Below are 14,516 nucleotides of genomic sequence, written 5' to 3'. Positions count from 1 at the left end.
TATGCGTTCTTCCTAACTAACTCTCTTACAACCGAGAGAAATCATTGAAAAGTGCAAGCCCCATTAACAACACCAGCAAAATCGCGCCAATGCGGTAACTAAAGTCTTGAACCCGCTCGGATACCGGCCCGCCCTTCAGCTTTTCAATCGCCAGGAACAGCAGATGCCCCCCGTCAAGAACGGGCAGCGGAAACAGGTTGATTATCCCTAAGTTCACGCTGATAAGCGCAAGAAACATCAGGTAATAAATGCCCCCAAATTCCGCTGACATCCCAGCCCCCTGAGCGATAGAAATCGGCCCACTGAGGTTGTTCAGTTTCACATCACCGGTTATCAATTTTCCCAGCATACTGACCGTCAGCTTCATCAACTGCCACGTCTTGTCCGTGGCTTCGAGGATGGCGCTGAATGGCCCATACTGGCGTACAGTCTTGTACTCATCCGGCAGAGGAATAATTTTAGGCACAACACCCGCAAAACCTTCTGCCTTTCCGTTAACCGGCTTTGTATCCGGGATTAACGTCAAAGACAAGGAACTCCCCTGCCTTTCAATTTCCAGCGCTAACGGCTTATCTGGATTGTTGCGCACAAGCGTCACAAACGTCATCCATTGCGTTAACGACTGACCATCGACTTTAACGATCCTGTCGCCTGCTTGCAAACCCGCCTTACTTGCAGCGGAGTTCGCTTGCACTTCTGACAGCACCGGTTCGATCTGTGGACCACGCGGCCGAATCCCTAAAGAAGATACAGGATCTTCTTTGTCTGGCTCAAATGCCCAGTGGCGCAAATCTAACGTTTTATCCTGGCGCTGATTACTGCCGAACGGCGCCACGCTGATTGTCGTACGCTCATCGCCGATTTTGGACACCAGCTGTAAGCGCACCGCATCCCAATCAGGGGTTTCGATGCCATCAATGGCTTTAAGTTCCGTACCAGGAAGAATTTGCGCCTGGGCGGCAATCGAGTTGGGTGTTATTTCACCAACTACCGGACGAACGCCAGGGACGCCGATGATAAAAACCAGCCAGTAGGCAAAAATAGCGAAAAGAAAATTTGCAATCGGACCTGCGGCGATAATCGCCGCCCGCTGTCCCACGGTTTTATTGTTGAAAGCGTGGTGGCGCAGTTCCGGCACAACCGGCTCAGCGCGCTCATCCAGCATTTTGACGTAACCGCCGAGGGGAATCATGGCGATCACATATTCCGTACCGTATCGATCGGTACGCCGCCAAAGCGCTTTCCCAAAACCGATAGAAAAGCGCTCGACACGAACACCGCAGCGCCGGGCAACCCAGAAATGACCAAATTCATGCACGGTGATAAGCACACCCAGTGCGACGATGAATGCAGCCAGATTCCAGAGAATACTCAGCATAAAACCTTCCGTTAGAGTGTCCTGAATACCAGTAACAACAGGCAAGCAAAGACCGGTACTGCCGCCGTCAGGCTATCAATACGATCCAGAATACCACCATGCCCTGGGATCAAGTGACCACTGTCCTTAATTCCTGCTTCACGCTTAAACATGCTCTCAGTCAGATCGCCCAGCACTGACGCCAGGGCCGCGATGACAGAGCAAATCAGTAAGGTTGAAGGCGCAACATCCAGATTCGCCCACATGCCGTAACCCCATGAAATCACGGCGGCAGTCGCGAGTCCGCCAATAAAGCCCTGCCAGGTTTTACCAGGAGAAACCTTTGGCGCAAGTTTATGTTTGCCGAACAGTTTGCCAAACATATATGCCCCGGAGTCTGCCCCCCAGACGAGGATCATGACATAGAGCAGCCATATGGCGCCACTGTAATGATTCTCATCATAGTGCCAGGCGCGCAGCGCCAGCATTCCCCAAAAAAAAGGAATGATGGTTAACACCCCGAAAATTACGCGTAATGTCTTTGAATTACGCCAGATCGCCGCCGAACCGGGATAAAATAACACCAGTAATAATGCAACGACCCACCAGCCCAACGACGCCCAAAGCGAAACCTCAACAAGCGGTTGATGAATGTTGCGGTGATATTCAGGCAGCAAAAACAGCATCAGCGCCAGCAATAACCCGCACAGCACCGCCAGCCAGACCCGCTGAGTACGCGTGGTAAAACCGCTTAACTGTCCCCATTCCCAGGCGGCCAGCATACAAACGACCAGCGTGACAATGGCGAACCCCACCGGCGGGAGTAAAAAAAGCGCCGCGATGACAACGGGTATTAAAACAAAAGCAGAAATCAGGCGATACTTCAGCAAAAGCGACCCCCATCAGGCTTTTTCATCACCGGGCTCGGTGCCGCCGAAACGACGCTCTCGATTGGCAAAGGCATGCAGCGCCCCTTCAAAGTCTTGTTCATCGAAATCGGGCCAAAGAACATCAGTAAAGTAAAGTTCGGCATAGGCAATTTGCCAAAGCAAAAAGTTACTAATGCGATGCTCTCCCCCAGTCCTAATTACTAAATCTACAGGAGCCAGTTCATGCATACAGATTTTCTGGTTTAGCATCTCTTCGTCAATCTGATCAGGGCGCAGCAGTCCTTCCTGCACCTGTTCTGCCAGTTGTCTGACTCCCTGGACAATATCCCAACGTCCGCCATAATTCGCCGCGATATTCAGCGTCAGCCCGGTATTCTGGGCGGTAAGCGCTTCAGACTTGCGAATACGGTCTTGCAAACGCGAGTTAAATCGACTGGTGTCGCCAATAATGCGCAGGCGAACGTTATGGCGATGCAGGCTTTTTACTTCGCTATCCAGCGCCCACACGAACAGCTCCATTAACGCACTCACTTCCTGCGCTGGTCGGTTCCAGTTCTCACTGCTAAAGGCATACAGCGTTAACGCATCAATACCGTTGTTGGCAGCGAAAGATACGGCCCGACGGACGGATTTTGCTCCGGCCTTATGCCCAAAGGCGCGAATCTTCCCTTGCTTTTTCGCCCAGCGGCCATTGCCATCCATAATGATTGCTACATGGCGACAGCCATGTGCTGGCAAATTTTCGCTTAATGGTTGAGTTGCAGACAACATAACGCGTTTTTAGTCCCTGAAAGGATTTAACGGTACTCAGGAATACTGAAGCCTTTTGCGCTTCATCCTTCAGGCTGCCTCTTCGTTGGCTATGAATGATGCAACCTGAATGATTTTGTGCATCCACAAAAAAGCCGTGTCAAACCACGGCTTACCTGACCGCATAAAGCCAAATATCTGCGATCGGGTGGCGCAGACTATATCACTGAAGCCCAACGCTAACAAATAGCACGATCCTGTGTAGAGGGATTATCATCAGCTTGCGAGTCGCATCACCTGTTTTCTGGCGACGTCACGCGCGACGGCATCAACCCTGAGAACGTCGTCAACGCTTCCCGGTTCCTGCAAATCCATTTTCTCCAGCACAGATAAATTGAGCTCAGCAATATCTGTAAAGCGAATCTCTTCAGCCAGAAATGCGGCGACGGTGATTTCATTCGCCGCATTCAGCGCGGTTGTCGCGGCCTGACCTTGCTCAAACGCGTCCATCGCCAGTTTCAGGCACGGATAGCGCTGATAATCCGGCGCAGAGAACGTCAACGCACTGAGCTTGCAAAAATCGAGCGGCTTCACGCCAGAGTTCACGCGATTCGGCCACGCCATCGTATGCGCGATTGGCGTACGCATATCCGGCTCCCCCAGTTGCGCCAGAACGCTGCCGTCCTGATAACGCACCATTGAGTGAATAACCGACTGCGGGTGAATCAACACGTCCATCTGGCTTGCGCTGGCGTTAAACAACCAACGCGCTTCAATGTATTCCAGACCTTTATTCATCATGGTGGCGGAATCGACGGAAATTTTTCGTCCCATAGACCAGTTCGGATGACGACATGCCTGATCGGGCGTCATGGCCGCCAGATCGCACAATGGCGTTTCACGAAAAGGGCCACCAGACCCGGTAAGCAAAATCGACATCACGCCATTTTGCTCCAGCTCAGCGTATCCCAGATCGTTTTGAATAGGTTGGGGCATACTCTGAAAAATCGCGTTATGTTCGCTATCTACCGGTAAAAGCCGGGCTTTACTGCGTTTCACCTCGTCCATAAACAGGCGCCCGCAGGTAATCAGCGACTCTTTATTGGCAAGCAGGATGGTTTTACCGGCACGAATCGCCGCCAGCGTAGGCAGCAGACCCGCCGCGCCCACGATAGCCGCCATCACCTGATCGACCTCATCCAGCGCAGCCATATCGCAGGCGGCCTGTTGTCCGCTCAGGACGTCAGTGCGGCTTCCATGTTCCAGAAGCGCAGTTTTCAGCCGTTGAGCGCTCTGTTCGTCGTCCATCACCGCATAACGCGGCGAAAACTCCAGGCACTGCTCTACCATACGGGTGACATTTTTACCCGCAACCAGCGCGACAACACGGAAGCTTTCAGGATTATGGCGCACCACATCCAGCGTGCTGCAACCAATAGAGCCGGTCGAGCCCAGAATGGTTAGTTGCTTCATGAAACGTCCAGAAGAATTGAGACAGGATAGAAAGCAAAACGCCGCCCGGAAGACCCGTCAGGGTCAACCAGCGGCGTTTTAGTCGTACAGGAAAATCAGAACTGCATCAGTTCCGCTTCTTTTTCCGTCAGCGCCGCATCAACTTTCTTGATGGCAGCGTCAGTCAGTTTCTGTACTTCGTCCTGAGAACGGCGATCGTCATCTTCGCTGATCTCTTTATCTTTCAGCAGCGCTTTTACTTTGTCGTTCGCATCACGGCGTACGTTACGCACGGCAACACGCGCCTGCTCTGCTTCGCCACGAACGATTTTGGTCAGGTCTTTACGGCGTTCTTCAGTCAGCGGCGGCAGCGGAACACGGATATCGCTACCCGCAGAACTCGGGTTCAGGCCGAGGTCAGAAGCCATAATCGCTTTCTCAACCGCCGGGCTCATGGAGCGATCGAACACGTTGATTTTCAGCGTGCGGGAGTCTTCTACCGTTACGCTCGCCAGCTGACGCAGCGGAGTCGGCGTGCCGTAATATTCCACGACAATGCCATCCAGCAGGCTGGGAGAAGCACGACCCGTGCGAATTTTGCTGATTTGGTTTTTAAACGCTTCAACGCATTTTTCCATGCGTACTTCAGCATCTTTTCTGATATCGCTAATCACGTTACGAATCCTTGAAAACTAGTCTCAGTCGACCAGACAATCACACAATACACTTCATCCTTCAGGCTGCCTCTGCGTTGGCTGCGAACGTTCTTCCCTGCCACGTACCAGTGTACGCGCCTCGGGATTCACGCTCTTGCCGCCGTGATGCAGCATGAATGATTTCGTGTATACAGAGTATGCTCAGTATAGTCTCGTTTAATTCATGCCACAGGATATATAAATCCTGCCGGGTAAAGGCGAATCTTACCCGGAATTGGCCATCACGGGAATTATTCCGTGATTAAAGTCCCTTCTTTTTCGCCCATCACGACGCGACGCAGCGCGCCCGGCTTGTTCATATTGAAGACACGAATTGGCAATTTGTGGTCACGAGCCAGCGTGAACGCGGCCAGATCCATCACTTTCAGCTCTTTATCCAGCACTTCGCCGTAGGTGAGTTGCTCATACATCGTGGCGGACGGATCTTTGGCCGGGTCCGCAGTAAATACGCCATCGACTTTCGTGGCTTTCAGCACCACATCCGCTTCAATTTCGATACCGCGCAGGCAAGCCGCAGAGTCGGTGGTGAAGAAGGGGTTGCCGGTGCCCGCTGACAGGATAACCACACGGTTATTACGCAGCAGACTAATGGCTTCTGCCCAGCTGTAATTGTCACACACGCCATTCAGCGGAATAGCGGACATCAGGCGGGCGTTCACATAGGCGCGGTGGAGCGCATCGCGCATCGCCAGACCGTTCATCACGGTGGCCAGCATGCCCATGTGGTCGCCCACAACGCGGTTCATACCCGCTTTCGCCAGACCAGCACCACGGAACAGGTTACCGCCACCAATCACCACACCAACCTGAATGCCCAGTTCCACCAGTTCTTTGATTTCCTGAGCCATACGATCCAGTATGCTTGCATCAATACCGAAGCCTTCCGAACCCTGCAGAGCTTCGCCACTCAATTTAAGCAGAATACGTTTATAGACGGGTTTTGCATTGGTAGCCATGTTTCTTTCCTGAGACTGTCAACGATTGAGATGAGTTAATTCCGGCGACATTGTATGTCGCTTTTCAGCGCAGCCACTATAGGGGTTGGCTGAATTTACAAGATGGACGCAAAAAGAAGCCGCCCTCAGGCGGCTCCTTTTCGACAATTAAGACTGCTTGGACATCGCAGCAACTTCTGCTGCAAAGTCAGTCTCAACTTTCTCGATGCCTTCGCCCACTTCAAAGCGGATGAAGCCAGTTACGTCGGCGTTGTGCTCTTTCAGCAGCTGACCAACAGATTTGCTCGGTTCCATAACGAAAGGCTGACCGGTCAGAGAAACTTCGCCAGTGAATTTCTTCATGCGGCCTTCAACCATTTTCTCTGCGATTTCTTTCGGCTTACCAGACTGCATCGCGATGTCCAGCTGTACCTGGTATTCTTTCTCTACCACTTCAGCAGACACGTCTTCCGGCTTAACGAACTCAGGCTTGCTTGCAGCAACGTGCATTGCCAGCTGTTTAACCAGCTCTTCGTCAGCGCCTTTAGCCGCAACCAGAACACCAATGCGCGCACCGTGCTGGTAAGAACCCAGAACGTCGCCTTCCAGGGAAGCAACACGGCGAATGTTGATGTTTTCACCGATTTTTGCCACCAGAGCAACGCGCTCTTCTTCGAACTGTGCTTTCAGCACGTCAACGTCAGTGATTTTGCCAGCAACAGCGGCGTCCAGCACTTTGTCAGCAAATGCCTGGAAACCAGCATCTTTAGCAACGAAGTCAGTCTGGCAGTTAACTTCCAGAATGATGCCGTAGTTGCCGTCGATTTTGGTTTTGATCACGCCGTCAGCAGCAACGTTGCCTGCTTTTTTCGCTGCTTTGATCGCACCGGATTTACGCATGTTTTCAATTGCCAGCTCGATGTCGCCATTCGCTTCAGTCAGTGCTTTTTTGCAATCCATCATGCCTGCGCCAGTACGCTCACGCAGCTCTTTTACCAGGGATGCGGTAATTTCAGCCATTCTAAAATCCTCGGAAGATTTGATCTGCCCGGCATCAAACCGCACAGATTTAAAAGTGAAAAAGGGGCCTAAAGGGCCCCTAACCAAACGTGATACTACCTGGTTTATAAGGGGGCTCGAACGAGCGTGCCTTATTATTCAGCTTCTACGAAGCTTTCTTCCGCCTGAGAAGCCAGATCCTGAGAACGGCCTTCACGAACGGTTGCAGCTACAGCGCCCAGGTACAGGCTAACAGCACGGATTGCGTCGTCGTTACCCGGGATAACGAAGTCAACACCGTCCGGATCAGAGTTGGTATCAACGATAGCAAATACCGGGATACCCAGGTTGTTTGCTTCTTTGATAGCAATGTGCTCGTGGTCAGCATCGATAACGAACAGTGCGTCCGGCAGGCCGCCCATGTCTTTGATACCGCCCAGGCTGTTTTCCAGTTTCTCAAGCTCACGAGTGCGCATCAGCGCTTCTTTTTTGGTCAGCTTTTCGAAAGTACCGTCCTGAGACTGAGTTTCCAGGTCTTTCAGACGTTTGATGGACTGACGAACGGTTTTCCAGTTAGTCAGCATACCGCCCAGCCAGCGATGGTTCACGAAGAACTGGTCGCAGCTGTTAGCAGCGTCTTTCACCGCTTCGCTTGCAGCACGTTTAGTACCAACGAAAAGGATTTTACCTTTGCGAGAAGCAATCTTGTTCAGTTCAGCCAGCGCTTCGTTGAACATCGGTACCGTTTTCTCAAGGTTGATGATGTGAACTTTGTTACGCGCACCGAAGATGAACGGCTTCATTTTCGGGTTCCAGTAACGGGTCTGGTGACCGAAGTGAACACCAGCCTTGAGCATGTCGCGCATGGAAACAGTTGCCATGATTAAAACCTCTATATATAAAAGTTGGGGTTATGCCTCCACGTATCCCATATTACCGACCCCAAAGGGCACCCCGGAATATGTGCCGATACGTGTGTGTTGTTACACAAAGTGAGATTTGTCGCTTCAGTCCATCTTGTGTAGTCTTCGAATGGAACGGAAGTCCGGCGCGCTTTATACCACAAATACGCCGCAGACACCAATAATTGTTGGCTCGATGTGCTGTTAATGATTCTCAATTTGGCAGGCTACGCTTTGGACTGATACCATTGACAGCACTTACACAATTATTGTCGAAATAATCGACACCGATGGACAGAATTCATGGCTATCTCAATCAAGACCCCTGAAGAAATCGAAAAAATGCGCGTCGCTGGCCGCCTGGCCGCTGAAGTGCTGGAGATGATCGAACCGTATATCAAACCGGGCGTCAGCACCGGGGAACTGGATCGCATCTGCAACGACTACATCGTCAATGAACAACACGCGATCTCCGCTTGCCTCGGCTACCACGGTTATCCGAAATCCGTTTGTATCTCCATTAATGAAGTGGTGTGCCACGGTATCCCGGACGACGGCAAATTGCTGAAAGACGGCGATATCGTCAATATCGACGTAACCGTAATTAAAGATGAATACCACGGCGATACGTCGAAAATGTTTATCGTCGGCAAACCGACGATTCTGGGCGAGCGCCTGTGCCGTGTAACCCAGGAAAGCCTGTATCTGGCGCTGCGAATGGTCAAACCGGGCATCCGTCTGCGCACGCTGGGTGCAGCCATTCAGAAATACGCGGAAGGCGAAGGTTTCTCTGTCGTTCGCGAATATTGCGGTCACGGGATTGGTCGCGGCTTCCATGAAGAACCGCAGGTTCTGCACTACGATGCGGACGACGGCGGCGTGGTTCTGCAACCGGGAATGACGTTCACCGTTGAACCGATGCTGAACGCCGGTGATTACCGCATCCGCACCATGAAAGACGGCTGGACGGTAAAAACCAAAGACAGAAGCTTGTCTGCACAGTACGAGCATACTATTGTGGTAACCGAAAACGGCTGTGAAATTCTGACGTTACGCAAGGATGACACCATCCCGGCGATTATCACGCACGACGCATAAACTTTTGCCTGATGGCGCTACCGCTTATCAGGCCTACAATCAGCGTTTACCCGTAGGCCGGATAAGGCGTTAACGCCGCATCCGGCTTTTTAATGGGTGGCGCATAATGAATACTCTTCCTGAACAGCACGCGAATACGGCTCTCCCCACCCTACCCGGCCAACCGCAAAATCCGGGAGCCTGGTCGCGTGACGAGCTTACCGTCAGCGGAATTAAAGCCCACATTGATATTTTCCAGCAGTGGCTGGGAGACGCTTTTGACAGCGGGATTTCCGCAGAGCAATTGATTGAAGCCCGCACCGAATTTATCGACCAGCTGCTGCAACGACTGTGGATCGACGCCGGATTCGGGCAAATTGCCGATCTGGCCCTGGTGGCCGTCGGCGGCTATGGCCGGGGCGAGCTGCATCCGCTTTCCGACATTGACCTGCTCATCCTGAGCCGTAAAAAGCTGCCCGACGCTCAGGCGCAAAAGGTCGGGGAACTGCTGACCTTGCTGTGGGATGTGAAGCTGGAAGTCGGGCATAGCGTGCGCACACTGGAAGAGTGTTTGCTGGAAGGGCTGTCGGACTTAACCGTCGCCACCAATCTGATTGAAACACGTCTGCTGATCGGCGATGTGGCGCTTTTTCTGGAGCTGCAAAAGCATATTTTCAGTGAAGGCTTCTGGCCGTCGGAGAAATTTTTCGCCGCCAAAGTCGAAGAACAAAACCAGCGCCACCAGCGCTATCACGGCACCAGCTATAACCTTGAACCCGATATTAAAAGCAGCCCTGGCGGCCTGCGTGATATCCACACCCTGCAATGGGTGGCCCGCCGCCACTTCGGCGCAACGTCTCTCAATGAGATGGTCGGCTTCGGCTTCTTAACCCAGGCAGAACGCGCCGAGCTAAACGAGTGCCTGCATATTTTGTGGCGCATTCGCTTCGCGCTGCACCTGGTGGTCAGCCGTTACGACAACCGCCTGTTGTTCGACAGGCAACTCAGCGTTGCCCAGCGGCTCAACTACACTGGCGAAGGCAACGAGCCGGTTGAGCACATGATGAAAGACTATTTCCGGGTCACGCGTCGGGTGAGCGAACTGAACCAGATGCTATTGCAACTGTTTGATGAAGCGATCCTCGCCCTGCCCGCCGATGAAAAACCGCGCCCGATTGATGACGAGTTTCAACTGCGCGGCACGCTGATCGACCTGCGCGATGACGATCTGTTTATCCGTTCACCGGAAGCGATCCTGCGGATGTTTTATACGATGGTGCGTAATAGCACCATCACTGGCATCTATTCCACCACGCTGCGCCATCTGCGCCATGCCCGCCGCCACCTGACCCAGCCGCTGTGCTACATCCCGGAAGCGCGCTCTCTGTTTCTCAGTATGCTGCGTCATCCGGGCGCCGTCAGCCGCGGTTTGCTGCCAATGCATCGCCACAGCGTGCTTTGGGCTTACATGCCGCAATGGTCGCATATCGTCGGCCAAATGCAGTTCGACCTGTTCCATGCCTATACGGTGGATGAGCACACCATTCGCGTAATGCTGAAGCTGGAAAGTTTCGCCAAAGAAGAGACCCGCCAGCGCCATCCACTGTGCGTCGATCTCTGGCCGCGCCTGCGGCAACCGGAACTGATCCTGATCGCGGCGCTGTTCCATGATATCGCCAAAGGGCGCGGCGGCGATCACTCGGTACTCGGCGCGCAGGACGTGCTCAAATTTGCCGAACTGCACGGCCTGAACTCACGCGAAACGCAACTGGTCGCCTGGCTGGTACGCCAGCACCTGCTGATGTCGGTTACCGCCCAGCGGCGCGATATCCAGGACCCTGAGGTCATCAAACAGTTCGCCGAAGAGGTGCAAACGGAACACCGCCTGCGCTTCCTGGTATGCCTGACGGTCGCTGACATTTGCGCCACTAACGAAACGCTGTGGAACAGCTGGAAGCAAAGCCTGTTGCGCGAACTGTACTTCGCCACCGAAAAACAGCTACGTCGCGGCATGCAAAACACGCCGGATATGCGCGAACGCGTGCGCCATCATCAGCTTCAGGCGCTGGCGCTGCTGCGAATGGACAATATAAACGAAGAGGCGCTGCATCAAATCTGGACACGCTGCCGCGCTAACTATTTCGTGCGCCATAGCCCGAATCAGCTGGCCTGGCATGCGCGTCATCTGTTACAGCACGATCTGACCCGACCGCTGATTCTGGTCAGCCCGCAGGCCACGCGCGGCGGAACGGAGATCTTCATCTGGAGTCCTGACCGCCCTTATCTGTTTGCCGCCGTTTGCGCAGAGCTGGACAGGCGCAATCTGAGCGTTCATGACGCGCAAATCTTCACCACCCGCGACGGCATGGCGATGGATACCTTTATTGTGCTGGAGCCGGACGGCAGCCCTCTCTCCGCCGACCGTCACGAAGCCATCCGTTTTGGACTGGAGCAGGCGATTACCCAGAGCAGCTGGCAGCCTCCGCAGCCGCGTCGCCAGCCGGCCAAACTGCGCCACTTTACCGTCGATACCGAGGTCACTTTTCTGCCTACTCACACCGACAGAAAATCGTTCCTTGAACTTATCGCTCTCGATCAGCCGGGCCTGCTGGCGCGGGTCGGGCAAATTTTTGCCGATCTGGGAATTTCGCTTCATGGCGCCCGAATTACAACCATTGGCGAGCGAGTAGAAGATTTATTCATAATCGCGACAGCCGACCGGCGTGCCCTTAATAATGAGCTACAGCAGGAAGTGCATCAACGGTTGACAGCGGCCCTCAATCCAAACGATAAAGGGTAGTGTGTTTATTCATATGGAAAGAGTTTAACAATGCAGCAGTTACAGAACGTTATTGAGTCCGCTTTCGAGCGCCGTGCCGACATCACTCCGGCGAATGTAGATACCGTGACCCGTGAAGCGGTTAACCAGGTCATTTCTCTGCTGGATTCCGGTGCGCTGCGTGTGGCAGAAAAGATTGATGGTCAGTGGGTGACTCACCAGTGGCTGAAGAAAGCGGTTCTGCTCTCTTTCCGTATTAACGATAACCAGGTTATCGACGGTGCGGAAAGCCGCTACTTCGATAAAGTGCCGATGAAATTCGCCGACTATGACGAAGCGCGCTTCCAGAAAGAAGGCTTCCGCGTAGTGCCGCCTGCCGCTGTGCGTCAGGGCGCGTTTATCGCACGCAACACCGTGCTGATGCCATCCTATGTAAACATCGGCGCATTCGTTGATGAAGGCACGATGGTAGATACCTGGGCGACCGTAGGTTCCTGCGCGCAGATTGGTAAAAACGTACACCTGTCCGGCGGCGTCGGCATCGGCGGCGTACTGGAACCGCTACAGGCGAACCCGACAATCATCGAAGATAACTGCTTCATCGGCGCGCGTTCGGAAGTAGTTGAAGGGGTGATCGTTGAGGAAGGCTCCGTGATCTCTATGGGCGTGTACATCGGTCAAAGCACCCGTATTTACGATCGCGAAACGGGCGAAATCCATTATGGCCGCGTACCGGCAGGCTCCGTTGTGGTTTCCGGCAACCTGCCGTCGAAAGACGGTAAATACAGCCTGTACTGTGCGGTCATCGTGAAAAAAGTCGACGCGAAGACGCGCGGCAAAGTCGGGATCAACGAGTTGTTACGTACCATCGACTAACAATGATTTGAAAAAGCGGGCTGAGCCCGCTTTTTTTACATCTGTGGCTGGCGGAAAGAGAACTTTTCGTTAATTATTCATAGGTTATGTTGAGATGAAGGGTACCGCTATGTATGACAATCTGAAAAGTCTGGGCATTACCAATCCTGAAGAAATCGATCGTTACAGCCTGCGGCAAGAAGCCAACAACGATATCCTGAAAATCTATTTCCAGAAGGATAGAGGCGAGTTCTTTGCCAAAAGCGTAAAGTTCAAATATCCCCGCCAGCGTAAAACCGTCGTCGCCGATGGTATCGGACAAGGTTACAAAGAGGTGCAGGAGATCAGTCCTAACCTGCGCTATGTGATCGATGAACTGGATCAGATCTGCCAGCGCGATCGCACGGAAGTCGATCTCAAACGTAAGATCCTGGATGATTTACGTCATCTGGAAAGCGTGGTCGCCAACAAGATCAACGAAATCGAAGCGGATCTGGAAAAACTAACGCGTAAGTAAGCTGTGTGTTGCCGGATGGCGGCGTGTTACGCCTTATCCGGCCTACAGGTAACTCCCGGTAGGCCTGATAAGCGTCGCGCCATCAGGCAATCACCGCTGCTCGTCCAGTTGCAACGCGACATACAGCAACAGCCGATCGTCAAAATTGCCCAAATCCAGCCCCGTCAACTCAGAGATGCGGTTCAGACGGTATTCCAGCGTATTACGGTGAATAAAGAGCGCCTTCGACGTTGCCAGCGGCTGCACGTTATGGCGAAACCACGCGGCCAGCGTCCGGCGTAACAGCCCGTTATTATCCATCGCCTTCAGCTTTGAGAGCGGGCGCGCCAGCTCATTGGCCTGCCAGCCGCCACGCAGGCTGTCCAGCAGCACTGGCAACATCAAATCCTGGTAAAAGTAGCTACGTTGCTCCGGCATACGCTGCTTGCCCACCATCATGGTAGTACGCGCAGTGCGCCAGGAACGGGCGATACTGCCCGGGCCGGTAAAATAGTTCCCCAGTGCGACCCGAAAGCGCAATTGCCCGTTCTCTTTCATCCGGGCAATCAACTGCTCAATACGCTTGCGATGGTCGTCCGCATCCCAGCGCCCAAACTGATTCAGCGCCGGTTTCAGCACAACCATTTCCGTCAAAGAAACGATAGCAATCAAATTGTTGCGTTCAGGCGTCGTTAACGCATTTTGCAGTTGCTGCAACTCCTCCATCGCGCTGTCAACGCCAAGCTGCCCGCTGTCCACTTCAACCACGGCAGCCACACGCGGTTGGTTCAGGTCGATACCCAGCCGCTGCGCCCACTCCGTCAACGCTGGCGTATTTTCCTCAGCCTGAATCAGGTTCATCACCAGTTCTTCACGCAGACGGCTGTCCTGAGCCAACAGATGCATCAGCCGCGACTGCTCCAGCATCATTTCGGCCGTCATACAGACCAGCTCACCGTATTTTCGCAGGTGTTGCGGCTCACCGGTTAAACCAATAACGCCGACGATCTCCCCTTCCAGGCGCAACGGCAGGTTGATCCCCTGGCGCACGCCGTGGAGATGCCGTGCCACCGCATCATCAATATCGACCACGCGCCCCTGCGACAGCACCAACAGCGCGCCTTCGTGCAATTCACCAATGCGCTCCCGATCGCCGCTACCGATAATACGCCCACGGGCATCCATTACGTTGATATTGGTATCGATGATGCGCATTGTGCGCGCCACAATATCCTGTGCCATTTTGGTATCAAGATGCCAGCCAGCCATAATCCCCTCCTGTGAGCAGAGCTCAAGCATAGGGAAGAT

Annotated in this window: 13 protein-coding genes; 4 read left to right on the top strand and 9 right to left on the bottom strand. The window is 53.4% G+C overall.

The window, feature by feature from the left end:
- Positions 1–25 precede the first annotated feature (25 nt).
- From rseP to rpsB, 8 genes are all read right to left on the bottom strand, one after another.
- Positions 26–1,378, bottom strand: coding sequence for a sigma E protease regulator RseP (gene rseP / locus OGV82_RS22735; RefSeq protein ID WP_012133981.1), 1,353 nt, complete (start codon positions 1,376–1,378; stop codon positions 26–28).
- 11 nt (positions 1,379–1,389) lie between these two features.
- The gene (gene cdsA / locus OGV82_RS22730; RefSeq protein ID WP_012133982.1) at positions 1,390–2,247 is read right to left on the bottom strand and encodes a phosphatidate cytidylyltransferase; all 858 of its coding nucleotides are present in this window, start codon (positions 2,245–2,247) and stop codon (positions 1,390–1,392) included.
- Between the two features lie 12 nt (positions 2,248–2,259).
- On the bottom strand, positions 2,260–3,018 hold the full coding sequence (gene ispU, locus OGV82_RS22725; RefSeq protein WP_024130686.1) for a (2E,6E)-farnesyl-diphosphate-specific ditrans,polycis-undecaprenyl-diphosphate synthase: 759 nt from the start codon (positions 3,016–3,018) through the stop codon (positions 2,260–2,262).
- A gap of 255 nt (positions 3,019–3,273) precedes the next feature.
- Positions 3,274–4,470 carry a 1-deoxy-D-xylulose-5-phosphate reductoisomerase gene (gene ispC, locus OGV82_RS22720; protein WP_012133985.1) on the bottom strand — a complete coding sequence of 399 codons (1,197 nt, stop codon included), beginning with the start codon at positions 4,468–4,470 and terminating at the stop codon, positions 3,274–3,276.
- 95 nt (positions 4,471–4,565) lie between these two features.
- Complete coding sequence (frr, locus tag OGV82_RS22715; RefSeq protein WP_024130687.1) at positions 4,566–5,123, bottom strand: ribosome recycling factor; 558 nt, start codon at positions 5,121–5,123, stop codon at positions 4,566–4,568.
- Positions 5,124–5,395: 272 nt separating this feature from the next.
- Positions 5,396–6,121: a UMP kinase gene (gene pyrH, locus OGV82_RS22710; protein ID WP_012133987.1), complete on the bottom strand. Its 726-nt coding sequence runs from the start codon at positions 6,119–6,121 to the stop codon at positions 5,396–5,398.
- A 147-nt stretch (positions 6,122–6,268) separates the two neighbouring features.
- Positions 6,269–7,120 carry a translation elongation factor Ts gene (gene tsf / locus OGV82_RS22705; protein ID WP_024130688.1) on the bottom strand — a complete coding sequence of 284 codons (852 nt, stop codon included), beginning with the start codon at positions 7,118–7,120 and terminating at the stop codon, positions 6,269–6,271.
- 134 nt (positions 7,121–7,254) lie between these two features.
- Positions 7,255–7,980, bottom strand: a complete 726-nt coding sequence (gene rpsB, locus OGV82_RS22700; protein ID WP_012133990.1) for a 30S ribosomal protein S2 — start codon at positions 7,978–7,980, stop codon at positions 7,255–7,257.
- A 324-nt stretch (positions 7,981–8,304) separates the two neighbouring features.
- On the opposite strand from rpsB, the gene map reads away from it, so the two are divergent.
- The 4 genes from map to OGV82_RS22680 all read left to right on the top strand — a co-directional run bounded on the left by map (position 8,305) and on the right by OGV82_RS22680 (position 13,229).
- Positions 8,305–9,099, top strand: coding sequence for a type I methionyl aminopeptidase (gene map / locus OGV82_RS22695; protein ID WP_012133991.1), 795 nt, complete (start codon positions 8,305–8,307; stop codon positions 9,097–9,099).
- A gap of 106 nt (positions 9,100–9,205) precedes the next feature.
- A complete protein-coding gene (gene glnD / locus OGV82_RS22690; protein ID WP_047458818.1) occupies positions 9,206–11,878 on the top strand; it encodes a bifunctional uridylyltransferase/uridylyl-removing protein GlnD in 2,673 nt (890 codons plus the stop codon).
- Between the two features lie 30 nt (positions 11,879–11,908).
- Positions 11,909–12,733 carry a 2,3,4,5-tetrahydropyridine-2,6-dicarboxylate N-succinyltransferase gene (gene dapD, locus OGV82_RS22685; RefSeq protein ID WP_012133993.1) on the top strand — a complete coding sequence of 275 codons (825 nt, stop codon included), beginning with the start codon at positions 11,909–11,911 and terminating at the stop codon, positions 12,731–12,733.
- 109 nt (positions 12,734–12,842) lie between these two features.
- The gene (locus tag OGV82_RS22680) at positions 12,843–13,229 is read left to right on the top strand and encodes a DUF3461 family protein (RefSeq protein WP_024130689.1); all 387 of its coding nucleotides are present in this window, start codon (positions 12,843–12,845) and stop codon (positions 13,227–13,229) included.
- A gap of 90 nt (positions 13,230–13,319) precedes the next feature.
- On the opposite strand, the gene cdaR is transcribed toward OGV82_RS22680, so the two are convergent.
- Positions 13,320–14,477 carry a DNA-binding transcriptional regulator CdaR gene (cdaR, locus tag OGV82_RS22675; RefSeq protein ID WP_047458822.1) on the bottom strand — a complete coding sequence of 386 codons (1,158 nt, stop codon included), beginning with the start codon at positions 14,475–14,477 and terminating at the stop codon, positions 13,320–13,322.
- Positions 14,478–14,516: the final 39 nt, after the last annotated feature.

Origin of the sequence: Citrobacter sp. CK191, assembly GCF_030333435.1 — a bacterium.
Taxonomy (GTDB): Bacteria; Pseudomonadota; Gammaproteobacteria; order Enterobacterales; family Enterobacteriaceae; genus Citrobacter_B; species Citrobacter_B koseri.
This window is presented reverse-complemented; position numbering and strand designations above follow the sequence as displayed.

Bases quoted from the DNA above. Each gene is read 5' to 3' on its own strand.
- map (WP_012133991.1), top strand. From the start codon at position 8,305: ATGGCTATCTCAATCAAGACCCCTGAAGAAATCGAAAAAATGCGCGTC.
- cdaR (WP_047458822.1), bottom strand. From the start codon at position 14,477: ATGGCTGGCTGGCATCTTGATACCAAAATGGCACAGGATATTGTGGCG.
- glnD (WP_047458818.1), top strand. From the start codon at position 9,206: ATGAATACTCTTCCTGAACAGCACGCGAATACGGCTCTCCCCACCCTA.
- rpsB (WP_012133990.1), bottom strand. From the start codon at position 7,980: ATGGCAACTGTTTCCATGCGCGACATGCTCAAGGCTGGTGTTCACTTC.
- OGV82_RS22680 (WP_024130689.1), top strand. From the start codon at position 12,843: ATGTATGACAATCTGAAAAGTCTGGGCATTACCAATCCTGAAGAAATC.
- dapD (WP_012133993.1), top strand. From the start codon at position 11,909: ATGCAGCAGTTACAGAACGTTATTGAGTCCGCTTTCGAGCGCCGTGCC.
- ispC (WP_012133985.1), bottom strand. From the start codon at position 4,470: ATGAAGCAACTAACCATTCTGGGCTCGACCGGCTCTATTGGTTGCAGC.
- pyrH (WP_012133987.1), bottom strand. From the start codon at position 6,121: ATGGCTACCAATGCAAAACCCGTCTATAAACGTATTCTGCTTAAATTG.
- rseP (WP_012133981.1), bottom strand. From the start codon at position 1,378: ATGCTGAGTATTCTCTGGAATCTGGCTGCATTCATCGTCGCACTGGGT.
- ispU (WP_024130686.1), bottom strand. From the start codon at position 3,018: ATGTTGTCTGCAACTCAACCATTAAGCGAAAATTTGCCAGCACATGGC.
- tsf (WP_024130688.1), bottom strand. From the start codon at position 7,120: ATGGCTGAAATTACCGCATCCCTGGTAAAAGAGCTGCGTGAGCGTACT.